The sequence below is a fragment of the Streptomyces sp. NPDC051172 genome (assembly GCF_040682555.1).
Lineage (GTDB): Bacteria > Actinomycetota > Actinomycetes > Streptomycetales > Streptomycetaceae > Streptomyces.
Window position 1 is genome coordinate 45,238 of record NZ_JBFBBE010000033.1, and the last position, 26,521, is coordinate 71,758.

At 69.4% G+C, this 26,521-nt stretch carries 17 protein-coding genes and 1 pseudogene; 6 read left to right on the plus strand and 12 right to left on the minus strand.

What is annotated here, in order from left to right; translation table 11 throughout:
- Window positions 1-194: 194 nt before the first annotated feature.
- The 7 genes from AB0N07_RS21315 to AB0N07_RS21345 all read right to left on the minus strand — a co-directional run bounded on the left by AB0N07_RS21315 (window position 195) and on the right by AB0N07_RS21345 (window position 10,420).
- Window positions 195-2,039, minus strand: a complete 1,845-nt coding sequence (locus AB0N07_RS21315; protein WP_365837232.1) for an RICIN domain-containing protein — start codon at window positions 2,037-2,039, stop codon at window positions 195-197.
- Between the two features lie 249 nt (window positions 2,040-2,288).
- Window positions 2,289-4,142 carry an RICIN domain-containing protein gene (locus AB0N07_RS21320; RefSeq protein WP_365837234.1) on the minus strand — a complete coding sequence of 618 codons (1,854 nt, stop codon included), beginning with the start codon at window positions 4,140-4,142 and terminating at the stop codon, window positions 2,289-2,291.
- Window positions 4,143-4,213: 71 nt separating this feature from the next.
- Window positions 4,214-5,950 (minus strand): trehalase family glycosidase, encoded by a 1,737-nt coding sequence (locus tag AB0N07_RS21325; protein WP_365837236.1) that lies wholly within the window; start codon window positions 5,948-5,950, stop codon window positions 4,214-4,216.
- Window positions 5,951-6,129: 179 nt separating this feature from the next.
- On the minus strand, window positions 6,130-6,954 hold the full coding sequence (locus AB0N07_RS21330) for a carbohydrate ABC transporter permease (RefSeq protein WP_365837238.1): 825 nt from the start codon (window positions 6,952-6,954) through the stop codon (window positions 6,130-6,132).
- The gene (locus AB0N07_RS21335) at window positions 6,951-7,961 is read right to left on the minus strand and encodes a sugar ABC transporter permease (RefSeq protein ID WP_365837310.1); all 1,011 of its coding nucleotides are present in this window, start codon (window positions 7,959-7,961) and stop codon (window positions 6,951-6,953) included. Before AB0N07_RS21335 ends, AB0N07_RS21330 begins: the two co-directional genes overlap by 4 nt.
- A 19-nt stretch (window positions 7,962-7,980) precedes the next feature.
- On the minus strand, window positions 7,981-9,228 hold the full coding sequence (locus tag AB0N07_RS21340) for a sugar ABC transporter substrate-binding protein (protein ID WP_365837240.1): 1,248 nt from the start codon (window positions 9,226-9,228) through the stop codon (window positions 7,981-7,983).
- Window positions 9,229-9,406: 178 nt separating this feature from the next.
- Window positions 9,407-10,420 (minus strand): LacI family DNA-binding transcriptional regulator, encoded by a 1,014-nt coding sequence (locus AB0N07_RS21345; protein WP_365837242.1) that lies wholly within the window; start codon window positions 10,418-10,420, stop codon window positions 9,407-9,409.
- Between the two features lie 482 nt (window positions 10,421-10,902).
- Between AB0N07_RS21345 and AB0N07_RS21350 the strand changes: the two genes are divergently transcribed.
- Entirely contained in the window at window positions 10,903-14,517 is a 3,615-nt protein-coding gene (locus tag AB0N07_RS21350; protein ID WP_365837312.1) for a LamG-like jellyroll fold domain-containing protein, read from the plus strand.
- Between the two features lie 71 nt (window positions 14,518-14,588).
- On the opposite strand, the gene AB0N07_RS21355 is transcribed toward AB0N07_RS21350, so the two are convergent.
- On the minus strand, window positions 14,589-15,575 hold the full coding sequence (locus tag AB0N07_RS21355; RefSeq protein WP_365837244.1) for a LacI family DNA-binding transcriptional regulator: 987 nt from the start codon (window positions 15,573-15,575) through the stop codon (window positions 14,589-14,591).
- 688 nt (window positions 15,576-16,263) lie between these two features.
- On the opposite strand from AB0N07_RS21355, the pseudogene AB0N07_RS21360 reads away from it, so the two are divergent.
- Window positions 16,264-16,398, plus strand: a pseudogene (locus AB0N07_RS21360) (antibiotic biosynthesis monooxygenase); the annotation flags it as partial.
- Between the two features lie 102 nt (window positions 16,399-16,500).
- Here AB0N07_RS21360 and AB0N07_RS21365 read toward each other — a convergent pair.
- Entirely contained in the window at window positions 16,501-17,118 is a 618-nt protein-coding gene (locus tag AB0N07_RS21365; protein WP_365837246.1) for a TetR/AcrR family transcriptional regulator C-terminal domain-containing protein, read from the minus strand.
- A 187-nt stretch (window positions 17,119-17,305) separates the two neighbouring features.
- Between AB0N07_RS21365 and AB0N07_RS21370 the strand changes: the two genes are divergently transcribed.
- Together AB0N07_RS21370 and AB0N07_RS21375 are read left to right on the plus strand one after the other, a co-directional pair.
- Window positions 17,306-18,961, plus strand: coding sequence for an amidohydrolase (locus AB0N07_RS21370; RefSeq protein ID WP_365837248.1), 1,656 nt, complete (start codon window positions 17,306-17,308; stop codon window positions 18,959-18,961).
- A 90-nt stretch (window positions 18,962-19,051) separates the two neighbouring features.
- Entirely contained in the window at window positions 19,052-20,533 is a 1,482-nt protein-coding gene (locus AB0N07_RS21375; protein WP_365837250.1) for an APC family permease, read from the plus strand.
- Between the two features lie 328 nt (window positions 20,534-20,861).
- Here AB0N07_RS21375 and AB0N07_RS21380 read toward each other — a convergent pair whose 3' ends face one another.
- Window positions 20,862-22,298, minus strand: a complete 1,437-nt coding sequence (locus AB0N07_RS21380) for an MFS transporter (protein WP_365837252.1) — start codon at window positions 22,296-22,298, stop codon at window positions 20,862-20,864.
- Window positions 22,299-22,556: 258 nt separating this feature from the next.
- Between AB0N07_RS21380 and AB0N07_RS21385 the strand changes: the two genes are divergently transcribed.
- Both AB0N07_RS21385 and AB0N07_RS21390 read left to right on the plus strand, forming a co-directional pair.
- Window positions 22,557-23,435 (plus strand): helix-turn-helix transcriptional regulator, encoded by an 879-nt coding sequence (locus tag AB0N07_RS21385; RefSeq protein ID WP_365837254.1) that lies wholly within the window; start codon window positions 22,557-22,559, stop codon window positions 23,433-23,435.
- Between the two features lie 890 nt (window positions 23,436-24,325).
- Window positions 24,326-25,162, plus strand: coding sequence for a class II glutamine amidotransferase (locus AB0N07_RS21390; protein ID WP_365837257.1), 837 nt, complete (start codon window positions 24,326-24,328; stop codon window positions 25,160-25,162).
- A gap of 42 nt (window positions 25,163-25,204) precedes the next feature.
- On the opposite strand, the gene AB0N07_RS21395 is transcribed toward AB0N07_RS21390, so the two are convergent.
- Both AB0N07_RS21395 and AB0N07_RS21400 read right to left on the minus strand, forming a co-directional pair.
- Window positions 25,205-25,573 carry an amphi-Trp domain-containing protein gene (locus AB0N07_RS21395; protein WP_365837259.1) on the minus strand — a complete coding sequence of 123 codons (369 nt, stop codon included), beginning with the start codon at window positions 25,571-25,573 and terminating at the stop codon, window positions 25,205-25,207.
- A gap of 312 nt (window positions 25,574-25,885) precedes the next feature.
- Window positions 25,886-26,476 carry an SUKH-4 family immunity protein gene (locus AB0N07_RS21400; protein WP_365837261.1) on the minus strand — a complete coding sequence of 197 codons (591 nt, stop codon included), beginning with the start codon at window positions 26,474-26,476 and terminating at the stop codon, window positions 25,886-25,888.
- Window positions 26,477-26,521 lie beyond the last annotated feature (45 nt).

Below are 26,521 nucleotides of genomic sequence, written 5' to 3' on the forward strand. Positions count from 1 at the left end.
GGCGAGATCACTCTGTGCCGGGCGAGGTCACTTTGTGGGAAGGGGCACGGCGAGCGACGGGAGAGTCCAGGCATTCGGAGCATCGGGGAACTCCACGGTGGTGGTCAGCACCCGGCCTCGAAGCCCTCAGCAACGCACAGCAGATGTGGCCGTCCGGCAGCGACACCGGACGGCCACACGGCTGAGACGAGCCGTCAGCTCTTGCCGACGAGCCGCCAGATCTGGTTCTTCTTGGTGCTCAGTGCGCTCGCCGGGTCACAGGGCCACTGGTGGATCAGCGCACCTGCGGTCTTCGAGACACTGCTGACGTCGACACATTTGCCGCTGTGCACGGCGACCAGCTGATAGTCCTGACTGATGCCGAGCGCGGTGACCGGGCTGAGGGTGAACATCTGGTTGGCGGCGCCGTTGCAGGTCCACTGAATGACGGCTGCGCCGTCGGCGGTGGAAGCGCCCGCGACGTCCAGGCACTTGCCGCTGTGCTCATCCACGATCGTGTAGGTGTTCGCCCGTCCGGCGACCGGCTTGAAGTCCAGCATCTGCTGGTAGCCGCCCTCGCAGTAGTACTGCTGGTACTGGGTGCCGTCGGCGGTGCTGAGGTTGGTGTCGTCCAGGCACTGGCCGCTGTTCTCGCTGACAGCGGCCGTGGAGACGGTGGTGTTGGACGGCGGGAGCAGGGTGATGGTGTAGCCGTCCGTGGCGTTGGTGTAAGGGAGGGTCACCGAGGCGGCGTTGTCGCTGACGGTCAGGTCGGTGTCGGAGACGGTGGTGGGTCCGGCGACGCCATTGCTGTCGGGGAGGCGCTGGATGACGGCTCGGACCAGGCCGTTCTCCACTACCGAGGTGGTGTCGAGCCGGTTGAGGTTGACCGTGACGTTACCGGTGTTGCCGTTGCTGCCTATGAGGATCTTGGCGTTCTTGGCGGTGTTGTCCTTGGTGGCGAAGCCGTCGGTGTTGGTGCCGGGCACGAGGTTGACGATGTTGCCCGTCTGGGAGCCGTAGTAGCGGTACATGAACCACTCGCCGCGCGGCAGGTACTGGCCGGAGCTGTTCTTGGTGAGCAGGTTGGCCTCATAGTCGTGCAGTGCGGTGCCCGACCCCCAGTTGCCGCGCAGGCCGTCGGCGCCGGCGCGCTCCAGGCGGCTGATGTACCAGGCGCCGCCGCCGGGGCTCTGCAGGGCCTTCCTGGCATATTCGTTGATCTGGTACGGCCGGTGGTTGGTGAGGCCGTAGGAGGAGAGCAGGCCGTTCATGGCGCCGGCGTCGGCGACGGGATCACCGTCCTCGGCGTGCCAGCTCCAGATGTCGGGGACGGCGTTGTTGGCCTTGACGTAAGGCATGAACGCCTGCCACCACGTGTTGTTCTCGGGGTTCTGGGAGTAGCTGGGGCCGACGATGAGCTGGCCGGGGAAGTTGGCGCGGACGTCGGCGTAGAAGCGGGACCACATCTGGAGGTACTGGCTCTCGGGCCGGGGCCAGAATCCCTGGCCGTTGGGCTCGTTCCACAGGTCCCACTCCACCGTCATGTTGTTGGCCTTGACGTCGGAGAACAGCTGGTTGACGAAGTTGTCGAACTGGGTCCAGTCGCCGTTGTCACCGGGGAAGGGCTGGGTCGTGGTGCTGTCCGAGCCCCACAGGTCGTGAGGGAGGAGGACGAAGGTGCCGCCGAGCGCCTTGGTGCGCTTGTACTGGGCGAGCGTGGCGTTCCAGCGGGTCTGGTAGGCGGCGAGGCTGGTGCCGTAGCCGCCGCTGTTGAGCTGGGCGCCGCCGGCCCGCTCGAACTTCCACTTGATGTCCTTGTAGAAGTGGTCCTGCGGCAGCGAGCCGTCGGGGGTCATCCCGTACAGGGTGCCCGAGGCCCGGTAGGTCGGGGCGCCGCCGGCCGTGGCGAAGTCGACGGTGACGCTGGTGTCCGCGGCCTGCGACGGGCCGGCGGGCACCAGGGTCGTGGCCAGCGCGGCCAGGAGGACGGCTACGGCCGAGGCGGCTCGGCGTCCGGTGCGGGTGGCGGGCCTTGGAGGTGTCCAGGGCGATTTCATGGTGCGGCTCCTGCGTGAGCGGGAAGGGAGGGGTTCCGGGGCCGAACGGTCCCGGGGCGGTGAGGAGGAGGTGGGCGGCGGTCCAGGTGTACGCGCGATCGCGCAGGCGGCCGGTTCCGGCCGGGGGCGTCGAAGTTCTCGGCGAAGCCCTGGAGATCGAGCCGTCACGGGCTGTGGCACGGCGAACGGTTCATCGGTCAGCCCGGGCGGGTCTCCCTTTCGCGTCGGGAGCCCCCGCCCGGGGACAGGTCAGCGCATGCCCTGGAGGCGCCAGATCTGGTTCCTCTTGTTGTTCAGCGCGCTCGCCGGGTCACAGGTCCACTGGTGGATCACCGCGCCGGGCGTGGTCGAGACCCCGCTGACGTCGACGCACTTGCCGCTGTGCACCGCGACCAGCTGGTAGTCCTTGCTGTTGCCCAGCGCGGTCACCGGGTTCAGGGTGAACATCTGGTTCGTGGTGCCGCTGCAGGTCCACTGGATGACGGCGGCACCGTCGGCCGTGGAGGCACCCGAGACGTCCAGGCACTTGCCGCTGTACTCATCCACGATCGTGTAGGTGTTCGCCCGTCCGGCGACCGGCTTGAAGTCCAGCATCTGCTGGAAGCCGCCCTCGCAGTTGTACTGCTGGTACTGCGTGCCGTCGGCGGTGCTGAGGTTGGTGTCGTCCAGGCACTGACCACTGTGCTGGGCCACCGCGACGGTGGAGACGGCCGTGTTGGACGGTGGCAGCAGCGTGACGGTGTAGCCGTCCGTGGCGTCCGTCCACGGCACGCTCACCGAAGCCGAGTTGTTGCTCACCGTCAGGGTCTGGTCCAAGACCGTCACCGGACCCGTCACCGCGGCGCCGCTGTTGTTCGGTATGCGCTGCACTATCGCGCGGACCTGGCCGTTCTCCACGACCGAGGTGGTGTCGAGCCGGTTGAGGCCGACGGTGACGTTGCCCGTGTTGCCGTTGCTCCCGAGCAGGATCTTCGCGTTCCGCGCGGAGTTGTCCTTCGTCGCCAGCCCGTCGGTGTTCGTACCGGGCGTGAGGTTCACGATGTTTCCGGTCTGGGAGCCGTAGTACCGGTACAGGAACCACTCGCCGAGCGGCAGGTACTGGCCGGAGCTGTTCTTGGTGAGCAGGCCGGCCGCGTAGTCGTGCAGGCTGGGGCCCCCTCCCCAGTTGGAGCGCAGGCCGTCGGCACCCGCCCGCTCCAGACGGCTGATGAACCAGCCGCCGCCACCGGGGTTCTGCTGCTCGCGCCCGGCGTACTCGTTGATCTGGTACGGGCGGGTGTTGGTCAGGCCCGCGGCGGCGATGATCGAGTTGGCGTTGCTGACGGCCGGGACGGGGTCGTGTGGAATGGCATGCCAGCTGTAGATGTCGGGGGCGACGTTGTTGGCCTTGACGTAGTTCAGGTAGGTGGTCCACCAGGTGTTGGAGGAGTCGGGCGGGTTGGCCACGCTGGGGCCGACGATGAGCTGACCGGGGAGGTTGGCCCGCACGGCGGCGTGGAACCGCGACCACATCTGAAGATACTGGCTCTGGGACCGGCCCCAGAAGCCGCTGAGGTCCGGCTCGTTCCAGAGGTCCCATTCCACCGTCATGTTGTTGGCCTTGACGTCGGAGATGAGCTGGTTGACGAAGTTGTCGAACAGCGTCCAGTTGCCGTTGTCGCCGGGAAAGCCCTGGCTGGTGGTGCCGTCGGCGCCCCACAGGTCGTGCGGCAGGATGACGAACGTGCCACCGAGCGCCTTGGTGCGCTTGTACTGGGCGAGGGTGGCGTTCCAGCGGGTCTGGTAGTCAGCGAGGCTGGTGGCGTAGCCGCCGGCGTTCAGCTGGGCGCCGCCGGCCCGCTCGAAGTGCCACTTGATGTCCTTGAAGAAGTGGTCCGGCGGCAGCGACCCGTCGGGGGTCAGCCCGTAGATCATGCCCGAAGCGCGGTACGTGGGGGCGCCCCCGGCGACGGAGAAGTCGACGGCGACGGTGGTGTCGGCGGCCTGTGACGAGGTGGCGGGCACCAGGGTCGCGGCCAGGGTGGCCAGGAGGACGGCCACGGACGAGATGGCTCGGCGTCTGGTGCGCGGTGTGCGTCCGGGCGGTGCGGAGAGCGACTTCATCGTGCGACTCCTAACAGGGTGGGGGACGGACCGGGGACTGAACGGCCCCGGAGCTCGCGTAAGGCGGCCGGTCAGCGGCTGCCCCGGTGTGCATGTGCTTCGACCAGCAGGAGGTAGCTGCTGGCGGTCCAGGTGTAGGCGCGGTCGCGCAGGCCTGTTCCGGTGAGGGCGTCGAAGTTCTCGGCGAAGCCGTGGGTCTCGCACAGGGCGCGGAAGCGGGCACTGACGTCGTCGGCCAGCCGGTGGTGACCGGCGCGGCGCAGGCCGTCCTCGACCAGGACGGTGGCGGGGGCCCAGATCGGGCCGCGCCAGTAGCCGTCGGCGAGGTAGTGCGGCGAGGTGGTCAGTTCGGTGGCCAGGCCGTACGGGGTGAGGTGGGCCTTGATGTGGTCGGCCAGCGCGCTGCTGATCTCACCGGGCAGGTGCTCGCCCAGCACGATGGGCATCAGGTCGAGGAGGCCGGCGCTGCTCCAGGTGTCGCCGCCGGCGGCTCCTCGGGCGACGAACCGTTCGCCGGTCCAGAGCTGGTCGAGCAGCGCCGTCTGGGTCTCCTCGGCCGCGGTCGTCCATCGAAGCGCCGCGTCCGACTCACCCAACTCCTCTGCGATATCGGCGAGTTCACGCATCTGGAGGACGAGGAAGGCGGCCAGGTCCGCGGTGACGACCACCCGCTCCGGATCGAAGGTGGTGGCGTTGTCCCAGCCGCTGTCGTTGCCGTGTTGGTAGTAGGCCAGTTCGGCGCCGGGGGCTCGACGTGCGGTGAGCCAGAAGTTCGTCCAGCGCTCCAACCGGCCGTAGGTCTGGGCCAGTTGAGCCCGGTCGGGAGGCGTCGGCAGGCGACGGCGCAGGTGGCCGAAGGCCCAGCCGTGGATGGGGGGCTTGACGAAGTTGTACAGGACCTCGGAGTGGGTGACCGAGTCGGGCAGGGCGCCGGCGGCGTCCTGGTGATCGAACGGCAGGTGGAACTGATCCAGCGCCAGCTCCGGCGCTCCCGGTGCCAGGGCAAGTGCGTTGAAGCAGTGGTCCCAGCTCCAGACCTTGTCCATCCAGTGCTTGGACATCAGCACGGCGGGCCGGGTGACCAGGCCCGTGGGCCGTACGGTCGCCGACCAGACCACGTAGGCCGCGAGTTCGGCGGCGGGTGTGGCGGACGAACGCCAGGGGGCCACCGCTTCGACGAAGTCCGCGAACGCGTCCTGTGCGCTCTCCACGATCTCGTCGAAGGTCGCCGAGGAGGCGTACGGCGGGCGGGCGGTGTCGAGTTCCTCGACCGCGATCTCCCAACTGCCGCCCGCCCCCTCAAAGACGGCGACACCGCGGTCAGCCCTGCCCAGGGCCTGGGCTCCGGCCGACTCCGCGAGGGTGCCGGACAGCACGGTGACGCGGTAGCGGCGTCCGGTCTCGTACGACGTGAACACGTGCGCGCCCGCCGCCGGGTCGTGGAAGAAGTACGTCCCGCTGAACGGGGTCAGTGCCTGCGCGGCTGCGAACACGCCGATGCCCAGGCCGCTCCCCCTCAGACGTACGGTGTCCGGCGACTCGTAGGCGAGGTCGACACGGCCGCTCTCACCGATCCAGCTGAGCAGGCCCGGAGTCGCCTCGACACGGGTCGTGGCGCGATCGCCCTTCGCCGGGTTCAGGGGGACCAGGCGCAGGACGCCGTACATACCGTTCTGATGCGAGACGAGGTGGAGGTCCTCGGCGTACGTCTTCTCCGCGATCACGGGCGAGATGTCGAACCAGGATCCGTAGGTACTGAACGGAATGTCGTGAACGGAAAAGGCCGGGCCGGATCGGGCGGCGGTCATGTGGCGTGACTCGTTTCTGAAGCAGGGGGCAACAACGGGGCTCTATGCAGGCCGGTGGGAGGACGCCCCGAAAGGGGCGCGGGACTGTGTCTGATGTGCGACTACCGCCGCGTGGGCGCGACCAGCCACGACGCAGCCGCAGACGGCAGACGGCACGCCGCGGCACTTGAGAGGCCGGCTCAGTCCTTCACCGCACCGGCGGTGACGCCGGCCGCAACGTACCGCTGGGCAAGAATAAGGATCACCGCGGCCGGCAGCGAGGCCACGACGGCGGTGGCCATGATGGCGTTCCACTGCTGGTTGTTGTTGCCGATGTAGTGGTAGATGCCGAGGGTGATCGGCTCGTGGGCGCCACCGTTGACCAGGGTGCTGGCGAAGACGAAGTCGGACCAGGACCACAGGAACGCGAACAGGGACACCGTGACGACGGCGTTGCGACTCATCGGCAGCACCACGGACCAGAAGGTCCGCAGCGCCATCGCCCCGTCCATCTGCGCGGCCTGGAGCAGTTCGCCGGGGATGCCGGACATGAACGCCGTGAAGATCAGCACCGCGAACGGGACGGCCAGCGTCGAGTCGGCGACGATCAGGCCGGGAACGGACTGCAGCAGCCCGAGTTGGAGGTAGATGGCGTAGAAGCCCATCGCCATGATGATGCCGGGGATCATCTGCGCGGCCAGCAGCACGAAACTGAGGATGCCGCCGCCGCGCGGGCGCAGCTTGGCCAGGGCGTAGCCGGCGGGGGCGGACAGGAGCACGGTGAGCAGGACGGTGCCGAGGCCGATGACGAGGCTGGTGCCGAGGTAGGGCAACTGCTCGTCGAGGACGGTGCGGTAGCCGGCCAGGGTGCCGTGCAGCGGCAGCAGGTCCGGTGGGCTCTTGCGCATGTCCTGGTCGCGGGTCAGGGACACGTTGAGCATCCAGTAGACCGGGAAGAGCATGATCGCGGTCAGTACGACCCCGATCGTGGTCTTCACCCACGTACGCCTGCGGATGCGGCTCATGACAGGGCCTGCTTTCTCTGCACCCGGACGTAGACCAGGCCGAAGACGAGCGCGGCGACCACGAGCAGGTTGCCGACGGCCGCTCCCGGGCCGAAGGCCGGCAGGAGGTTGCCGAAGCCGAGCTGGTACGACCAGGTGGCGAAGGTGGTGGAGGAGTCGGCCGGGCCGCCCTTGGTCATGATCCAGATGATGTCGAAGACCTTGAGCGTGTAGACCAGCCCCAGCAGCAGGGTGATCGCGGACACCGGGCGCAGCAGCGGGAAGGTGATGCTCCAGAACCGCCGCCAGGCGCCCGCCCCGTCCAGCGCGGCGGCCTCGTACAGGCCGGCCGGGATGGACTGCAGACCGCTGTGGAGCACGACCAGGTTGAACGGGACGCCGATCCAGATGTTCGCAATGATCACCGAGGTCAGTGACCAGGACGGCGAGGTCAGCCAGTTGACCGGCCCGATGCCGACGGCGTGCAGGGCGGCGTTGACGATGCCGGAGTCGGTGTTGAGCATCCACGACCAGGTGGACGCCGACACGATCAGCGGCAGCAGCCACGGTACGAGGAACAGGGCGCGCAGGGTCGCGGAGAGCCGGAAGTGCTGGTTGAAGAAGACCGCGAGGACGAGCCCGATGGCGTACTGGAAGACCAGGCAGACGGCGGTGAAGAGCGCGGTGTGCAGCAGGGCCGGGGCGAAGGTCGGGTTGTCGAAGACGGTGCGGTAGTTGGCGAGGCCGGTGAAGGGCGCGTCGCCCTGGACGAAGGAGCGGACGGTGTAGTTGCGCAGGCTGAGGTCGATGTTGCGGTAGAGCGGATAGGCGTAGAAGAGGGCGAGGTAGAGGGTCACCGGGGCGAGGAATCCCCAGGCGGCCCTCCCCCAGGCTCCGCCCGGGGGGACCCCCAGGGTGGAGGCGGGCCGGCGGCGCTTCCTGGTGCGGGCCGGGGGCGGGGCGGCGGTGGCCGCCCAGTTCCGGACGTCCGAGGGCCGCTGGTCCGGCGGATGCGTCGTCTGCTTCATCTGCTTCATCGGGCTCATGTCACTTGGCGGCGGCCTGCGCCGAACTCAGTGCGTCCTTGGGCGACTTGGAGCCGCTGAGGGCCGACTGGACGGCCTTCCACATCTGCTCGGAGATCTTGGGGTACTTGGTGCCCAGGTCGTCACTGGTACGGCCCTTGGCGGCCTTGACCGCGTCGACCCACGGCTTCAGGCCGGCGTTCGCGGTCACCTGCTTGTCCTGGACCTCGCTGGTGGGGGCCACGTAGGACAGCGTGGTGTCGGTGTTGTAGAGGTTGTCGCCGCTGGTCAGGCACGTCACCAGCTTCTGGGAGGTGGCGTAGCGGCCGGTCTCCTTCTGGACCGGGACTGTGACGAACTCGCCGCCGGTCGGGGCTGCCGCCTTGCCGCCCGTGGCACCGGGGATGGGCAGAACGCCGTAGTCGAAGCCGGCCTTCTTGGCGTTGGCGAGCTGCCAGGTGCCGTTCTCGCTGAACGCGTAGTCGCCGCTGGCGAACTCCTGCCAGCTGGTGGTCTGGGTGTTGTTGAGCGCCGAGTTCGGGGCGTAGCCCTGCTTCAGCCAGTCCTTCCAGAGGGAAAGGGCGGACACGGCCTGGGAGGAGTCGAGTTCGGTGAGCTTGGCACCCGAACCCCAGAACCAGGGCAGGAACTGGAAGCTGCCCTCCTCGGTGCCGATCGCCGAGAAGGTGATGCCCTTCTTGCCGGCCTGCTTGACCTTGGCCAGGGCCGCCGTCAGCGACTTCCAGTCCTTGATCGAGGCGACGTCCACGCCTGCCTTCTTCAGCACCGCCTTGTTGTAGTAGAGGGCCAGGGTGTTGGCGCCGATGGGCGTGCCGTAGGTCTTGCCGCCGGACTGGCCGGCCGCGAGCAGGTTGGGGTCGACCTTCGAGGTGTCCAGTTTGTTGTCGTCGGTCGTGGTGAGCACGCCCGCCTCCGCGAGGGTGGACACCACCGGGTTGTCGACGATGAGGACGTCCGGGGAGTTGCCCTGCTGCGCCGCCAGCAGCGTCTTGTTGCCCAGGTCGCTGGTGTCGAAGGCGGTCCGCTTGACCTTCACTCCGGCCTTGGTGCCGCACTGGTCGAGCAGCTTCGCCCAGTCCGAGCTCTTGTCGAACTGCGGATACGGGTCCCAGATCGTGTACGTGCCGCCCCCGGCACCCTTGGTGTCGGTGCTGCCCGAGCCGGAGGAGCAGGCGGTGGCGGAGACGGCCACGGCGAGCGCGGTCACGGCCGCGGCGGTCAGACGGCGCTGTCTGGAGGAGCTGTTCATGGCGAGGGTTCCTTTGTTCTGGGCATGCGGGTGCCGAGGGCACGGGTGGATGACGGCATGGGTGGCACAGGCCTGTCCTGGTGTGGCGAGGACAAGCGGGCACGACGGAGGGCGCACTGTCGGGCGGTGCGAACGGCCGGTGAAATGAAGTGGGTTGAGGAGTGCTGCGCGGGTGCGGTCAGGGCGCGGTGCCGGGCCCGGTGCTGGCCCGCAGGGAGATCGGCGGGGCGAGGAGATGGTGGCGGGGCGGGGCGTCGGGATGGTCGAGCCGTTCGACCAGCAGATCGACGGCGCGCCGGCCCATCTCCTCCGCCGGTACGTCGGCCGCGGTGAGCTGCGGGGTCACCGTCTCCGCCCAGCGGCCGGCGACGACCCCGGTGACGGAGAAGTCGCGCGGCACGTGGCGGCCGGCCTGGGCGAGCCCCCGGTACAGGCCGCCGAGAGCAGCCTCGTTCAGGGTGACCAGGCCGGTGGTGGCCGGGTCGTCGTGCAGGATCTGCTCCAGGCAGGCCTCGCCGGAGGCCGCGTCGTCCCCGCAGCAGTACGTCCGCACGGTCAGCCCTCGTTCGGCCGCGGCCTTGGTGAAGCCGTCCAGACCGCGGTGCGCGGACTCGTACCCGGCCCGCAGCAGCTGTTCGGGACGGTTGACGAAGGCGACCCGGCGGTGGCCGAGGTCCGCCAGATGGTGGACGCACGCGGCCGCCAGCGCGGTGTGGTCCAGGCCGACCCACCAGCCGCTTTCCGGGTGGGCGGTACGACCGATCGCGACGGAGGGGAAGTCCAGCTCGGCCAGGTGGTCGACCCGGTCGTCCTCGAGCCTGATCTCCATCAGGATCGCGCCGTCGACCCGCCGCTCTCCCAGCAGCCGCTGGAACGAGCGGTCGCTGTCGACGCCGCTGGGCGAGAGCAGTACGTCGTAGTCGTAGGCCGCGGCGGCCTCCACCACGCTGCCGATGAAGTCGAGCTGCATGCCGGTGTAGTGGTTGCCGGCGGGCGGGAAGACGAGGCCGATGGTGCTGGTGCGGCCGTTGGCCAGAGCGCGGGCGCTGGCGTTCGGGCGGTAGCCGAGCTCGTCGATGACCTGCTGGATCTTCCGGCGGGTGTCGTCCGAGACCGGGCGTTTGCCGCTCAGTGCGTAGGAGACGGTGCTCCGCGAGACACCGGCCCGGCGGGCGATCTCTCCGATGTTCACGGGCGCCTCCTTGCTCGAAATCCTGCTCGAACCTTGCTCGAACCGGTTCGACCACTCGATTGGAGAGAGTACTCACCGGTTCATGAGGGTGGTGCGGGAACTGCGACGCGGACCCGATCGTCGAACCGGTTCGCATGAAGTGACGTGAAGTGAAGTTAGGAACGGACACAACGGCTGTCAACACCTCGGACGAAACTTTCGCATCCGACAGAAGGTCCGGATTTCTTCTGGTCGAGGGGATTGATGGCCAGGTCTCCCGGTGCTAGCTTCCCCGAACCGGTTCGATGAAGTGATCCTTCCGACGACCCCCGGGCCCGTGCCGAGCCGCCCCACAGGCACCGGGCCCATCCCCTACCGCCGAGCCGAGCCCCTACGTCGCATCTCGCCAGCATCGAACCGGTTCGACGCAGATCCCCCGAGGATTGAGGACGCAATCCATGCCATCCGCTGACAGATCCGCCCGGCGCCGGGCCCCGGCCGCCATGGTGGTGGCTCTCGGTGCGGGCCTGCTGGCCGCACCGGCCGTCCCCGCGCAGGCAGCCGATACGCCCCAGCCCGCCGCCCACTACACCTTCGACCAGGACGACCTCGCCTCCGGCAGGATCACCGACAGCTCCGGCAACGGGCTGACCGCGACCCTGGTGAACGGCTCCACCGCGCAGTCCGTACCGGGCTCGGACGGCGGCAAGGCGCTGTCCCTGCCCGGCGGGGCACCCGCCTCGGACGGCGCGTACGTCCGCCTCCCCCGCGAAGTGCTCGGTGACGCAAGCGACTTGACGGTCTCGGCCCGTGTGAAGTGGAGCGGCGACAAGTCGGCCTGGCAGCGGATCTTCGATCTGGGCACCGACACCACCAAGTACCTGTTCACGACGCCGTACAACGGCAGTGTGCTGCGCACCGCCGTGACCACCGGCGGAGGAGGCGCGGAGGCACAGGTCTCCGGGTACGCGCCGCTGCCCGCCGACGGCTGGCGGACCGTCACCGTCACCCTCGACACCGCCGCCCACCGGGTCACCACCTACCTCGACGGCGTGGCGGTCTCCTCCGCCGCGACGAACGTCAGGGCCAAGGATCTGCTGGACGGTTCGGCCACCGCGTCCGGCTACATCGGCAAGTCCTTCTACCCGGACCCGCTGCTCAAGGGCGCGGTCGACGACTTCACGGTCTGGCACTCGGCGCTCACCGCCGAGCAGGTGGCCCACACGGTCGGGACGCTTCCCACCCTCGATCAGCTCTCGCAGACGTCCTTCGACGTCCGCACGACGACCGGGACGGCCCCCTTGCTGCCCGCCGCCGTCCGCTCCTCCTTCTCCGACGGCTACGACCGCGACACGCCGGTCGCCTGGGACGCCGTACCGGGCGACAAGTACGCGCAGCCGGGCACCTTCACGGTGGCCGGAACCGCCGCCGGACGCGCGGTGAAGGCGACCGTCACCGTGGTCCGCGAGGGAGCCCTGACCGTCGACCTCGGCTCGGACACCGGCACGTTCCACGGCGGTGCCTCCGGCACCCTCTACGGCGTGTACGGGCCGGGCGTCCCCACCAACAACCTCCTCGAGGGCATGGGTCTGCGCACGGTCTCCACCAAGGCCCAGGACGGCCCGCAGCACCCCGGCGCCGACGCGCTGGACGTGGTCAAGCCGCTGGCCGACTCCACCGACGGCGACGTCTACATCTACATGACGGACATCCACCGCGGCTTCCCGTACGAGTGGCCCGGCGACACCCCGGCGGAGAAGCTCAAGCTCTACGAGGAGAAGATCGCCAAGCAGGTCGACCAGGTGCTGCAACTGCCCAAGCAGTACCAGGACAACATCGTCTTCGTGCCGTTCAACGAGCCCGAGGGCAACATGTTCGGCACCGGCGAGTGGAGCTACGACAAGGTCAGCTGGCTGAACGACCCCAAGGACTACTTCGCCGCCTGGGACTCCGCCTACAAGCTCATCAAGGCCAGGATGCCGGACGCCCGCATCGCGGGCCCCAACACCAGCATCCTGTACGACCAGGTGAAGGGCTTCCTCACCCACACCCTGGCCGCCGGCACGCTCCCGGACGTCATCACCTGGCACGAGCTGAGCCACCCGGAGGCGGTGCGCGAGAGCGTGGCCAAGTACCGGGCGTGGGAGAAGGACCTGTTCAAGGGAACCGCCCGCGAAGGAACCCGGCTTCCCATCAACATCAACGAGTACGCGTTCAACTACCACACCTCCGTCCCGGGCCAGATGATCCAGTGGGTGTCCGCGATCGAGGAGTCCAAGGTGGACGCCGACATCGCGTACTGGAACATCGACGGCAACCTCTCCGACTCGGCGGTCCAGTCGGGCCGCGGCAACGGCCAGTGGTGGCTGCTGCACTCGTACGCCTCGATGAGCGGGCACACCGTGAAGGTGACCCCGCCCTTCCCCGGCCAGAACTACACCATGCAGGGCGTGGCCACGCTCGACGAGAAGAAGAAGCAGGCCCGGCTGATCTTCGGCGGCTCGGCCGGCAAGGGCCACATCACCTTCGCGGGCATCCCCGCGAAGGTCTTCGGGGACCAGGTCCACGCCTGGGTGCGGGAGATCGACTGGAGCGGGCAGATCGGCGACAACTCCGGCCCGAAGCTGCTGACGGAGACGAACCTGAAGGTCGGTGCCGACGGGACGGCCGTCGTCGACTTCGGGGACGGCACGCTGCCGAAGCTGAAGGAGTCCTCGGCGTACGAGATCGTCCTCAGCCCGGCCGGCAAGGCGAAGGGCACACAGTCGGCGCCCGTGCGCTGGCAGGGATCGTACGAGGCGGAGGACGCGGCGCACACCGGCTCCGGCTACTCCAAGAACGGCCCCGAGGGCTCGACGGCCGACGTGTCGAAGTTCTACACCTCCGGCGGCTACGACGTCGGCGGCCTGCGCACCGGCTCGGACGTCACGCTCGACTTCGCCGTGGACGTGCCCGAGGACGGCACGTACGACCTGAGCGTCTTCGCCAACTCCCTCAACACCTTCGACAAGCTGAAGGACCAGGGCCCCACCAACGTCTTCCTGCGGGTGGACGGACAGGCCGACAGCGAGCAGGAGTTGTACCTGCCGCTGGGCTACAAGTGGGTGGTGTGGGACCACACCGACACCAAGGTGCATCTCACCAGGGGCAGGCACACCCTGACGCTCGCCGCGCAGAGCCTCGACGGCCGGCGCGCCACCAAGGGCGACGCCATCGTCGACCGCCTCACCCTGTCCCTGCCGGACCCGTCCGCGGCCACCGAGGTCTACGAGGGCGAACTGGCCTGGCTGGGCGGCGGGGCACAACCCGTCTACGACCTGCCGAAGCAGGTCGGGACCCCCGCCACGGGCTCGGGCGCGGCCCGGCTCGCGAAGGGCCGGACGGCCACGTTCTGGGTCTACTCCCCCGCCGACCGCGAGGCCACCCTCGACGTCGACACCCTCGGCGCCGCGGACGCACGGCTGTCGGTCAACGGCCACGACGTCCTGCATGTGACCAAGGCGAGGCACAAGGTCGCCGTCTCCCTCTCGGGCGGCATCAACAAGGTGACGGTGACCGGGAGTTCAACCACCACCCTCGTCGACCGACTGCGGGTCACACCGACCGAAGGCACGCTCAGGACGCGTACGTACGAGGCGCAGGACGCCAAGCTCGCGGGCTCGGCCACGCTGACCTCACTGCCCTTGGCGACCGACGGTACGGCGATCACCGGGATCGGCGGCGACCCGGGCAACGGCAACACGGCGACGTTCTCAGTCACCGCGGACGAGCCCGGTCTGTACGCGCTGCGCATCCGCTACTCGAACCCCGAACAGTCCGAGGCCACCCACTACAACCCGGACCCGCTGGCCCGCCACGCCGACATCACCGTCAACGGCGGCACGATGCAGCGCGTCACCTTCCCGCACACCTTCCACCAGGACAACTTCTGGGAACTGACCGTCCCGGTCCAGCTCGGGAAGGGCCAGAACACCATCACGTTCCGCTCGGAGGAACTGCCGAACTTCGACGGCACGACGTACGCCTCGGACACCTTCCCGGGAGTACTGCTGCGCTCCCGCTACGCGCCGCTGATCGACCGGATCGTCGTGGCGCCGTATGCGCGGGAGGTGCGATGAGTTAGACGCCGGTGCAGAGGCCCGGTTCCGCCAGGGTCGGCGGAACCGGGCTTTGGCGTTTCCGACGCGGGTCACGTCGTGCCGCGGACTTTCAGGCTCGGTGTCAGGACGATAGGGGGTGGCAGTTCGCCTGCGAGGAGCTGGTCGACCTGGTGGATGGCCAGTTCGCCCAGCCGTCGCTTGTCGAGGTGGACGGTGGTCAGGGGCGGGTCGATCAGATCGACGACGCTCAGCCCGTCGTAGCCGACCAGTGCGCACTCGTCCGGCACTCGGACGCCGAGCCGACGGGCGGCCCGGAGCGCGCCGATCGCAACCATGTCGTTGAAGGCGACCACAGCGGTCAGGTCCGGGCGCGCGGCGTGCAGCGCCTCGAACCCGGCGGCACCCCCGTCCGGGGACTGCTCGGCCATGACAATCCAGTCTTCGTCGACCGGCAGCGCGTACTCGCCGGCGAGTTCGAGGAAGGTCCGGCGCCGGACCAGCGGGGCGCTCAAGCACTCGCAGTCGATCAGGCCGATCCGGCGATGGCCACGGTCGATGAGATGCTGCAGGCCGGCCCGGATTCCCGTCGCCGTGTCGATGTGGACCAGCGCGTGGTGCGACGAGTCCAGCCCGCGATCGACCAGGACCAGCGGCGTGCTGCCCACGTACGGCTCGAGCTGCGCATCGGGATGGCTGATGTAGCCGACAAGGGCGTCGACCTGTTGTCCGAGTGAGCGGACCAGGGCCAGCTCCCGGGACCGGTCGTTCTCGGTGCTGGCCACGAGCACCTGCCAGTCACGTTCGTCCGCGGCCGCGATCACTCCTGCCACGAACTCCGGGAAGAAGGGGTTGACCACGTCGGGGACGACGAGCCCGACGGATACGACATCCGGGCGGACCAGCCCCCGGCCGAACCGGCTGGGCCGGTAGCGCAACTGTCTTGCGACATCGAGCACACGTTGCTGGGTTGCCGGGTCGATCTCCCCCTTGCCGTTGATCGCCCGGGAGACGGTCTGATGGGACACGCCCGCCGCCTGGGCGACGTCGCGGAGCGTGACGCGCTTGACGGTTTTCACGCCTCGCGCCCGCTGGTCTTCCGTTCCCCGCTGTCCGGCCACGCCGCCCACTCACTTCTGTTCCTGTGCCGCCCTGTGTCCAAGTCAATCAGGTTCACCGACCTGCCGTGCCATCACCCGTCCGGCAGCGGGCGTTGACGGACTCTCCTCCCCTGGGCAAGAATCACGTTACCGGTCACGTTAACGGTAACGGAGCAAGCGAAGGAGAGCACAGTGGCTTCATCGAGGGGCCCTCTACCGCACGAGCCCCACCCGGTGCTCCGTGGCGTGTTCAGCGGCTGGCACGCAAGGGCGGGCGTCTTTTCGGCGCTGCCGGACGCGCCTGTCGAGCCGGATGATCCGCAGCCTTGGTGGCGGCGACTGAGCGTTCGGCGGCAGAAGCCGAGCAGCAGTGGATCTTGGCTCAGCCGGTCCACGGCGCGCCCCGGGGGCTGCCCCGTTCCCAGTGGGGATGCTCGGAGCTGACCAGAAGCGCTCCGTGGTCCAGCGCCACGACGCTGGAGCCCGCTCACCACGGCCCTGTCCGACCGGACCGCCCCAGACCCGGCTCGGAGGACGGTGGAAGAACGTGGCCGAACCGGTCGACGTGGTGCGTCACACCTGAAGGATCACGCTCGTCCCACTCGCCGCGGGAGCTCTCCGCGCGTACTCCTCGGAAGGACTCGGCAGCGACCACGTAGTACGAAGCGTCGGTTCCGAGCACTTCCGGACCGCCCGGAAAACGCCGCCGCCCTACCTCGCCGAGACCCCTCGCATCATCAACACGACGATCCCGCAGGACGACTGGTCCCTGCTCGGAGAGATGGCCGTCCCGGTTCAGGACCGACCGCCCGTTCACACTCTCGCGCACGCGCCCGTCAGGCAACACAGGAGGGGTCACCTCGGGTCCTCGGTCCGCCGACGACCAAGGGCGCGCCGGTGCGGGTCAGTTGTCCGGGAGCAAGTGACCGAAGCCGGCGAGCATGGCCTGTAGGCCGATGTCGAAGGAGTGCTCAGCGCGGGTGTGGTCGGTCGGGGTCTGAGCGAGTACGGCGCTGAGGTGCGGGGCTGTTTCGCGGGTGACGTCGGGGACCATGACCGGCGGGGAGACCAGGTCGAGGGCCGAGCCGAGGATGAAGCTCTCCAGGGCGTTGACCAGCGGCATGACCTGGGCTTCGGCGAACCCCGCGGCGAGCAGCAGTTCGGCGATCTGCTCGTACATGGCGTGCATGAAGGGCTCGGCGAGCGGGGCGACGGCGAGGAGCGGCACCGCGCCGGGGTGAGCGGCGAACGCGGCCAGGTAGGAGCGGGCCCAGGCCTCCAGGGCCTGCTCCCAGGGCTGCGACCAGTCCTGGTCGGCGCCGCCGGTGGTCAGCGCCAGCTCCTCGCGCATCAGGGAGATGATCTCGGCGCGGCCCGAGACGTGATGGTAGAGGGCCGAGGGGGCCACTCCGAGGGCGCGGGCCAGGGCGGGGATGGTGAGGGTGCCCTGTTCGTCGGCCAGGCGCAGTGCGGCGGCACCGATGCGTCGCCGGTCCAGCAGCGGGGTGCGTGGCCGTGGCACGGCGACTCCTGTCTCGTGTGTGCGGGAGGGCGGGCCGCTCGGGCTGCCGTATCCCAAACATTACCGAATGACTTTCAGTAAAACTCTTCCGCTCCATCGCGGCGGCGCCTACATTACCGGAAACCGAATGCCTTTCAGTAAACGGATTCGGACGTCGTACCAGGTCGCAGGAGGGCACTGCCACGCCATGCATGCAGACATCGTCTTCACCGGGGGAACCGTCCGCACCGGGGACACCGACGCCCGCTGTCATGAGGCCCTCGCCGTCACGGACGGTCGGATCAGTGCCCTGGGCGCCGAGGCGCTCGCCCTGCGCGGTCCTCGTACGGCCGTGGTCGACCTGGAGGGCGGGGCGCTGCTGCCGGCGTTCGGCGACGGCCATGTCCATCCGGTGCTCGGCGGGCTCGGGCTGCGCGGTGTGCCCGTCCGGGAGTGCGCCTCCGTCAAGGAGATCGTCGAAGCCGTACGGCGCTGGGCCGAAACGCACCCCGAGCCGGAGTGGATCACCGGCGACGGCTTCGACCCCTGGCTGGCGCCGGAGGGGCTGTTCGACGCCAGGTGGCTGGACGCCGCCGTACCCGACCGCCCGGTGCTGCTGCGCACCTCCGACCACCACACGGGCTGGGTGAACAGCGAGGCCCTACGGCGTGCCGGGTACACCGCCGCCTCCGCGGATCCCGCGGGCGGTCAGATCGTCCGCCGGGACGGCAGCGACCAACCGCTGGGCACGCTGCGGGAGTTCGGTGCCCTGAACCCCGTCCTCGCCCTAGCTCCGACGCCGTCCCACGCACAGCACGTGGACGCCCTGCGCGAGGCCGCCGCCCGGTTCGCCGCCTCCGGGGTGACCTGGGTGCAGGACGCCCTGGTCACTCCGGACCTCGTAGACGTCTGGATCACCGCCGCGACCACCGGGCCGGGCCTGCCGGTCCGCGCCGACCTGTGCTTCCTCCTGGAACCCGACGGCTGGCGGGAGCGGATCGCACGCTTCGAGGCCGACCGCGAACGGATCGAGAGCGCCGCACCCGGACTGCTCACCGCACGGAGTGTGAAGTTCTTCGCGGACGGAGTGATCGAGGCGGGCACCGCCGCCCTGCTGGAGCCCTACGCCGACTGTCCCCACTCGCACGGTATGGCCACCTGGACGCCTGCCGAACTCGCCGAGGCCGTCGTCGCCGTGGACGCGCTCGGGTTCCGGCCGCATGTGCACGCCATCGGGGACGGCGCCGTCCGTTCCGCCCTGGACGCCATCGAGCAGGCCTACCGCACGAACGGACCGCGCGACCGGCGGCCCGTCATCGCCCATGCCGAGCTGATCGATCCCGTCGACCTGCCCCGTTTCAAGGGCCTCGGCGTGATTGCCAACCTCCAGCCGCTGTGGGCACAGTGCGACCCCCTGATGGACAAGCTGATCCTTCCGCGGATCGGCGCGGAACGCGGCCGACGGCAGTACCAGGTCGCCTCCCTGCTCGTCTCCGGCGCCCGCGTCGCGTTCGGCAGCGACTGGCCGGTCACCGCCCACGAACCGCTGCGGGGCATCGCCACCGCAGTCACCCGCCAGACCCCCGAGGGAACTCCCGAGGGCGGCTGGCTCCCCGAAGAGCGGGTCGACACCGCGACCGCTCTTGCCGCCTACTCCGCAGGCTGCGCCCACCAGGCGTTCGAGGAGAAGGACTGGGGCGCGCTGCGCCCCGGTATGCGCGCCGACCTGGTGCATATCGCCGCCGATCCGGTCACCACCACACCGGCCGAGCTCGCGCACCTGCCCGTCCTGGGCACCTGGCTCGCCGGCCGCCGCACACACGAAGCCGGCCCTTCCACCCCTTCGCGTGCCGAAAGAGGCTAGACGTACGGTCAGTACGCCGACGCCACGGCCGGCCCGCGGGTCAGGGGCACCCCGCTCGTCCCCTCGATCACACCGCCACCGGGAGACCTCATGACCGAGCCCCTCGTCCCCACCGCACCTCAGCAGCCCCCGCAGACCGCCGGGACCGACGCGAGCAGCCACCTGCGGCGCGGCACGCTCGGCCTTGCCGACATCGTGTTCTTCGTGGTGGCGGCGGCCGCGCCGCTCACCGTGATGGCCGGTGTCGCACCACTGGCGATCCTCTTCGGCGGTATCGGCGCCCCGGTCGCCTACCTGGCCATCGGTGTCCTGCTGTGTCTGTTCGCGGCGGGCTTCACCGCCATGACGCCGTACATCCGCAACGCGGGCGCGTTCTACTCCTACATCACGCGGGGGCTGGGGCGCCCGGCCGGGCTCGGTGCGGCACTGCTCGCGGTGTTCTCCTACAACGCCCTGCAGATCGGTGTGTTCGGGGCCTTCGGTTTCTTCGCCGCCGGCACGGCCGACGACCTGCTCGGCGTCGACCTGCCGTGGTGGGTCTACGCCTTCGCGGGCGTGGCCGTCGTCTGGTTCCTCGGCTTCCGGTCCATCTCTCTGGGGGCCAAGGTCCTGGCCGCGCTGCTGATCGCCGAGACCGCGATCCTGGTGCTGCTGGCGGGCGCGATCCTGATCAAGGGCGGGGCGAGCGGCCTGAGCCTGGCCTCCTTCGCACCTTCCCACGTGTTCATCTCGCAGATGAGCGCGCCCCTGGGGCTGGCCGTCGCCGCCTTCACCGGCTTCGAGGCCACCGCCATCTACCGGGAGGAGGCTCGCGACCCCGACCACACCGTGCCCCGCGCCACCTACGTCGCCGTCGGCTTCCTCGGCCTCTTCTACACCTTCGTCGTCTGGGTGATCGTGCAGGCGTTCGGCAACGACGGCGCGGTCGGCGCTGCGGCCAAGAACCCGGCCGAGATGTTCTTCACCGCCATGACGCAGTACGTCGGCACCTGGGCCACCGACCTCCAGCGCATCCTGATCATCAGCAGCCTGCTGGCCTCCCTGCTCGCCTTCCACAACGCCATCACCCGCTACGGTTACGCCCTCGCCACCGAACACGCCCTGCCCACGTCTCTGGGGCGCATCCACCCCCGGCACGGTTCCCCGTGGATCGCGGGCCTCGTGCAGAGCGTCCTGGCGGCAGCGACCGTGGCCGTCTTCGCCGCGATCGGCGCCGACCCGTACAACCAGTTCCTGCTGTGGGTGAACACCCCGGGCGTGGTCGGCATCCTGGTCCTGCAGCTGCTGGCGGCCTGCGCGGTCGTCGCCTACTTCCGCCGCAACGCCCCGCAGCGCGGCGAGGGACGACTGCGCACCCTGGTCGCCCCCGGCGCCGCCGCGGTCCTGCTCGCCGCAGCCACCGCTCTGGTCTGCACCCGCCTGAACCTCTTCACCGGCGCCGGACCGGCCGTCAACTGGTCACTGGTCGCCCTCACCCCGGCCGTCTTCCTCATCGGCGTCGTCCTCGCCGCCCGGATGCGCCGGAGCCGGCCCGACGTCTACGCCGGGCTCGCCACCACCGACGTCGACTGAGCGGCCGCACGGCCGAACTCGCCCACGACAGCGCCCTGGTGCCAGGCCGAGGACCGGTACCAGGGCGGTCTCATGCCTTGCTCCGAGCCGAGTTCCCGAGGCGCTGCGCGGCCAGTGCTCGACCGATCCCGCCTGCCGGCTCGCTCCGCGCGCCCGGACGGGCCGGCCGTACGCCTGCGCTCCGGGGACGGTAGAGACGGTAGATCCGTAAGGGATTTTGGTGGGCCCCCGCGTCGAGCCGACGCGGCCCCGATGCCTGCCATTGGGGAGCGGAGCCTGAGCCCCACCAGGAGCAGTCGGGCGGCTGCGGGACTCGTACCGCCGTGCGTCACTGCGCACTCGACCGGGCGCCACGCAGGAACAGGGCGCTGGTGAGGGCGCCGAAGAGCACGAGAGCGGCGTTCACCGCGATCGCGACCTTCAGACCGCCGAGGATGGCCGCGGCACCCGTACCGCTCATAGCGGCGGCGGCAATGGCGCTCATGATCGGCGTGCCCATGGTGATGCCGATCTGCTGGGTCATGGTCGCGAGCCCGGTGGCCAGGCCCTGCTCGTCGTCCGCCAGCCCGGAGGTCGCTGTGACCATGAAGCCGACGATGACGAGCATATTGCCGACCCCGCCGACGAAGGTGGCGACGAGCAGCAGCCACATCCAGGAGCGGTCGTCGCCGAGGCCGAGCAGGGCGGCCGTGGACACGGTCTGCAGGATGCCGCCGGTGATCAGCGTCTGCTTGGTGCCGACCGTACCGATGGCCTTCGGGGCGACGGAGCCGCCCACGACCGTTCCGAGGCCCAGTACACCGAAGGACAGGCCGGCGGCGAGCGGGGAGAAACCGAGCACCTCCTGGAGGTAGAGGGTCAGCAGGAAGACGAGGGACGTCTCGCTGAGGAACGCGATCAGTCCGGCGACGTTGCCCCAGGCCACGGACCGCTTGCCGAGCACGCTGAGCGGCACCAGCGGCGCGGCCGCCTTGCGTTCGACGGCCCAGAACACGATCAGCAGGACCACTCCGGCCGCCAGCGACAGCAGCGCGGACGAGGAGCCCCAGCCCTTCTCGCCCGCCTGAGTGAGGCCCAGGACGATGGCCAGCAGGCCGAGCGTGACGCTGACAGCCCCGGGCAGATCCAGCTTCGGACGCTCGTCGGGCCGGGACTCCTTGATGACCGTCGGGGCGATGAACAGCACGGCGAGGGCGACCGGGACGTTGATGAAGAATGCCCAGCGCCAGGACAGCAGGTCGGTCAGCAGACCGCCGAGGATCGCTCCGGTGGTGAACCCGGCGGACATCAGTGCCCCATTGAGGCCGAGCGCCCTCTCTCGCAGCGGGCCCTCGGGGAACGACGTCGTCATCAGGGACAGTCCGGCCGGCGTCACCGCCGCGGTGGCCAGGCCCTGGAAGATCCGGGCGGCGATCAGCACCTCCGGGTTCTGCGCCAGGCCGCCCACCAGCGAGGCCGCGCCGAGCACCACCAGACCGCCGAGGAACAGCCGGCGGCGGCCGAACAGGTCCGCGACCCGGCCGAACAGCAAGGTGAAGCCCGCCGCGCACAGGGCGAAGGCGGTGCCGATCCACTGCAGATGCGCCAGCGAGAAGCCCAGCCCCCTGCCGATGACCGGCAGCGCCACGTTCAGGATGGAGAAGTCCACCGCCAGCATGAACTGGGCCGCGAGCAGCAGCACAAGCACCAGCCGCAGACGCGGGGTGAGGACGGCCGGTGACGCGCCGACGGCAGTGCCGGCTGTCTCCGAGTCAGTGACGGACATGAGGACGAGACCCTTCTCTCGTGCTTCTTTCGTACGCGGGCGTCTGTCACGCACCGCTGGGGAAAGAGGCTCGCCTCAGCTCGGGGCTCGAGCCAGAACCCTGTTCTGCGCAGCCACCGTAAGGGTGGTCATGACATGACCACCCTTACGGCTCATGGGCCGCCCTGGAGGCGGGCATCATGGGGGACGACCCGCGGCTCGCCAGGCATCGGCGCTCAGGAGCCGTGCCGCCGGACGCCCGAGAAACCGGAGGCATCGATGGACGCTCCGTCCGAGCTCGGAGACTTCCTCAAGTCCCGCCGTGCCGCGCTGCGCCCGGAAGACGTCGGCATCTCGCCGCCACCGACCCGCCGCCGCGTCACCGGTCTGCGCCGGGAGGAGCTGGCCATGCTCTCCGGCGTCAGCATCACCCACTACACCCGCCTCGAACAGGGCCGCGCCCTCAGCGCCTCGGACGCCGTGCTGGACGCGATCGCACGCACGCTGCGCCTGACCGAGGACGAGACCGCCCATCTGAAGACCCTCGCCCGCCCCGCCGCCGCGTCCCGCCCTGCTCCATCCCGCGTCGAGCACGCCGGCACGTCGGCGCGGCAACTGCTGACGGCCATGTCGGACGTACCGGCGCTCGTCCTCGACCGCCGCAATGACGTCCTCGCCTGGAACCGGCTGGGCCACGCGCTGCTCGCCGGGCACCTGCCGCCCGACAGCCCCGACACACAGGGCACCCGCCCCAACCTGACGCGGATGCTCTTCCTGGACGAGCACTACCGGGACCTGTACTCGGACTGGGAGGAGGAGGCGCAACTCGCCGTCGCATCGCTGGTTCTGGTCGCCGGCCGTCACCCCGACGACCGCCGTCTGGCCGAGCTCGTCGGCCAACTCACCGTGCAGTGCGACGAGTTCGCCTCTCGCTGGGCCCGCCATCCGGTACGCACCTGCACCTCGGGAGTGAAACATCTGCGTCATCCGCTGGTCGGCGCCATGGCCCTCAGCTTCGAGAACCTGGTCATCCCCGGCTCGTCCGGCCGGCGTCTGATCGCCTACACGGCAGAACCCGGCTCGCCCTCCGAGGCGGCTCTGCGTCTGCTGGGCAGTGTCACCGCGGCGAAGAGGGAGGACACCTCGGCAAGAGTGTGACCACTGAGCGGACGGCAGCGGAGCCGGATGCCCGGGACCGGCGAAGCGCTGATGGGCGTGCACCGCCGACACCATGGTCATGTGACGGTGCCAGGACGGGAGGACCGCCCTGCGAAGTCCAACGGTTCTCAGCGACCTCCGTGAAGCCGACCGTGACGGTGGAGCTGATGTAGAGGAGGATCAACCCCAGGAGTTCGTCCAGGCGGTGATACACAAGATGGGGGAGCCAGAACCGCCTCAAGAAGCGGGACCGGCGCCCCGGCCGGTCATGATCCGGCCTGCCTCGGGCGGTTGCAGCGCAAGCCAGGCGGTGTGTGCCGGTCGCCGGGCACGCAGGGCCCGGTCCAGCGTGTCGTCCGCGACCGCCTCCCAGCCGCGGTGAGTGCGGCAGACCGGCGGTGGGTCTCGCGGACGACCGCCGCCGGGACGATGTGGTCGGCGGTGCCGGCGAAGAGCGGCAGCGGGGACACGCTCGGAGTTGTCGAATCCCAGCGCCGTGGCGGCGCGGCCGGCGGGGGTGAAGTGGGCGAAGCCTGCCTGGAACAGGGGCCTGCCCACGCCGGGTACGGCCAGGGTGCCGGTGGCGCCGCGCAGCCGTGGTCGGCTCCACCGTGCCGTGCTCCGGGCGGTGGCCGTCCGGTCCGCGTCCGCATGGCGATGCGCGGCGGAGGAGGCGAAAATGAGATCGGGACAAGAGCCGTCCGGTCACCGGACACGGCGTCGCCGGCAGCGCGAGGTACGCCCGGCATCCTCGGTGCGCTCGAGCCGAGCCGAGAGGGCAGCGGGGCGCTGCCGCCAGGTGGCCGGCGGACTCATGGAAGACTCCGGGCGCCGCGAGCGGGATCTCAGGGCATTCCCGCAGGTGCAGCCAGGAACACAGGTGATCACTCATGTGCCGATGGCTCGCTTACTCGGGAACACCCCTGCTTCTCGACACCATCCTCTACCGACCGGCCCACTCGCTGATCGATCAGAGCCTCCACTCCAGACTGGGTGTCGAGACGACGAACGGCGACGGTTTCGGCGTCGGATGGTACTCACAGGAGAGCATCGACACTCCGGCCCTGTTCAGGGACGTCGGCCCCGCCTGGAACAACCGCAACCTGAGGGAGCTCGCGGATCATGTCCGCTCCCCGTTGTTCTTCGCCCACATACGGGCGACGACCGGCACGGCGGTGCAGCAGACGAACTGCCACCCGTTCCGGCGCGGCCGCTGGATGTGGATGCACAACGGCGCCATCTCAGGTTTCCACCTCATGCGTCGCGAGTTGTCCCTGCTGGTCGATCCTGAGCTGTACTCCGACATCGAAGGCACGACGGACTCGGAGGTGATGTTCTACCTGGCGCTCACCTTCGGCCTGGATCAGGACCCGCCGAGCGCCGTGTCCCGGATGGCGGGAGCGGTGGAGCGCAGCGGCCGCGACCACGGTGTGGAGTTCCCGCTGCAGATGACGATCGGCGTGACCGACGGTGAACGCATATGGGCCTTCCGTTACTCGAGCCAGGGCACTTCCCGGTCGTTGTTCTACAGCAGCCGCGTGGACGCACTGCGCAAGCTGCACCCCGATGCGGCGTTCCTCCAGGAGGTGTCCGACGAGACGCGCCTCATCGTTTCCGAACCTCTCGGCGACCTGCCCGGCGCCTGGAACGAGGTACCGGAAAGCAGCTACGGCGTCGTAGAGGCCGGGACCGACGAGATGCATCCCTTCGTCCCGGAACCGGCCTGAGGCGTCGACTGCTCGTAGTCGGACCGAGGTCCTGCGCCCGACTCACGCCGTTCTTGTGGCGGACCGCTTCGCGCTTTTGCCCCTGCTGGTCCCCGTGCCGCTCCGGCCGGGCCTGGCGGGAACGTCCTTCCTCCCCGTGGCCGTCTCTGTGTCCGCGGCCGACTGCGATGACGCCCTCCGGGTCGGTGCGGTCGGCCACTTGAACTCGATCTCCAGCTCCATCTCCCCGTTGCCGACCTCGACCTCGACCTCGCTGCGAACGTCGTCGGGAATCCGCAGGCTCAGCGTCGCGGGACCGAGTTCCAGCTCGGCATCCCCGCCTTCTCTCAGCGCAGCCGCAATTGCACTCAGCTGGTCGGCCGCCTCCATGCGTGACAGCGAGCTCTTCTGCTCGAACTTGAGATCCTTCATGACTGTCTCCGATCCCGAACAAACGGGGCACAGCACTAATTCTGAGCCCATACTCGGGATCGGACATCCTCACGGGCGGCCGAAGAGCCGGCACTCGCGCAGCGAGCGCTGAACCGTGCGGAATCCGCCTCGTCGGCGCACCTCTCGGCCGGCAGGATCCGGCGGACCTGCCTACGGGCGACGTCGATGCCCGGCCGCCGTGCCTCAGCAGCCGGCATCTCGAGGGTCCACTCCGGTGACCCGGACTCATCCCTTGGCCTGCATCGTCGGCCGGTGTCCAGAGCGCCCGGCGCCGGGCCCCGACAAGTGACCTCAAAGGAAATGGTGTTCGGGGTCCACGATGTACGTGAGGACCCCGTGCCAGCGGGAGTCGGGGTTCTCCAGGGCTGCGGGATCCACGGACATCATCGCGCTTCGGACTCGGGCCTGCGCGGCCTCGGGGTCGTAAGGCACCTCGATCTCGCCTTCCCATTCCGCGTCGAAGTGCGGGCGTTCCAGCTGGAGGAGGTACAGGAAGTGCACGAAGGACCGGAGCGAGCTGTTCCAGAGGTAGATCTCGGAGTCGTCGGGCAGGCAGTAGACCTTGCCGGTGTCCGGGTCGAAGGCAAGGCCGTCATAGGGGATCATGCCCAGCCCGATCCACTTGCCCGCTCCCTCCGGGACGACGGAGTAACGGTCGGCGAGTTTCTCGTCCCAGTCCTCGACGCGCCCGAACCGCTCTGCGATCCCGTCTTCCATGTCGAACCACGGATTGTCCCAGACCGGGATTCCCAGCGTTCCCAGGACTTCCCTGGCGTCAGGGTCGCCGACAGCAGGGAGATTTTCTTCCGGGGCAACAACCAGTTCGGCCGGATCGAAAACGGTCTCCAGCATCTCACGGGTGAGGGCGGGGGGACGATTCATACTCTTTCCCTGTCATTTATGGCCGATACTCGGAAGCGTAAATAT

Bases quoted from the DNA above. Each gene is read 5' to 3' on its own strand.
- AB0N07_RS21315 (WP_365837232.1), bottom strand. From the start codon at position 2,039: ATGAAATCGCCCTGGACACCTCCAAGGCCCGCCACCCGCACCGGACGC.
- AB0N07_RS21335 (WP_365837310.1), bottom strand. From the start codon at position 7,961: ATGAAGCAGACGACGCATCCGCCGGACCAGCGGCCCTCGGACGTCCGG.
- AB0N07_RS21320 (WP_365837234.1), bottom strand. From the start codon at position 4,142: ATGAAGTCGCTCTCCGCACCGCCCGGACGCACACCGCGCACCAGACGC.
- AB0N07_RS21400 (WP_365837261.1), bottom strand. From the start codon at position 26,476: ATGAATCGTCCCCCCGCCCTCACCCGTGAGATGCTGGAGACCGTTTTC.
- AB0N07_RS21385 (WP_365837254.1), top strand. From the start codon at position 22,557: ATGGACGCTCCGTCCGAGCTCGGAGACTTCCTCAAGTCCCGCCGTGCC.
- AB0N07_RS21395 (WP_365837259.1), bottom strand. From the start codon at position 25,573: ATGAAGGATCTCAAGTTCGAGCAGAAGAGCTCGCTGTCACGCATGGAG.
- AB0N07_RS21375 (WP_365837250.1), top strand. From the start codon at position 19,052: ATGACCGAGCCCCTCGTCCCCACCGCACCTCAGCAGCCCCCGCAGACC.
- AB0N07_RS21325 (WP_365837236.1), bottom strand. From the start codon at position 5,950: ATGACCGCCGCCCGATCCGGCCCGGCCTTTTCCGTTCACGACATTCCG.
- AB0N07_RS21370 (WP_365837248.1), top strand. From the start codon at position 17,306: ATGCATGCAGACATCGTCTTCACCGGGGGAACCGTCCGCACCGGGGAC.
- AB0N07_RS21330 (WP_365837238.1), bottom strand. From the start codon at position 6,954: ATGAGCCGCATCCGCAGGCGTACGTGGGTGAAGACCACGATCGGGGTC.
- AB0N07_RS21340 (WP_365837240.1), bottom strand. From the start codon at position 9,228: ATGAACAGCTCCTCCAGACAGCGCCGTCTGACCGCCGCGGCCGTGACC.
- AB0N07_RS21350 (WP_365837312.1), top strand. From the start codon at position 10,903: ATGGTGGTGGCTCTCGGTGCGGGCCTGCTGGCCGCACCGGCCGTCCCC.
- AB0N07_RS21380 (WP_365837252.1), bottom strand. From the start codon at position 22,298: ATGTCCGTCACTGACTCGGAGACAGCCGGCACTGCCGTCGGCGCGTCA.
- AB0N07_RS21390 (WP_365837257.1), top strand. From the start codon at position 24,326: ATGTGCCGATGGCTCGCTTACTCGGGAACACCCCTGCTTCTCGACACC.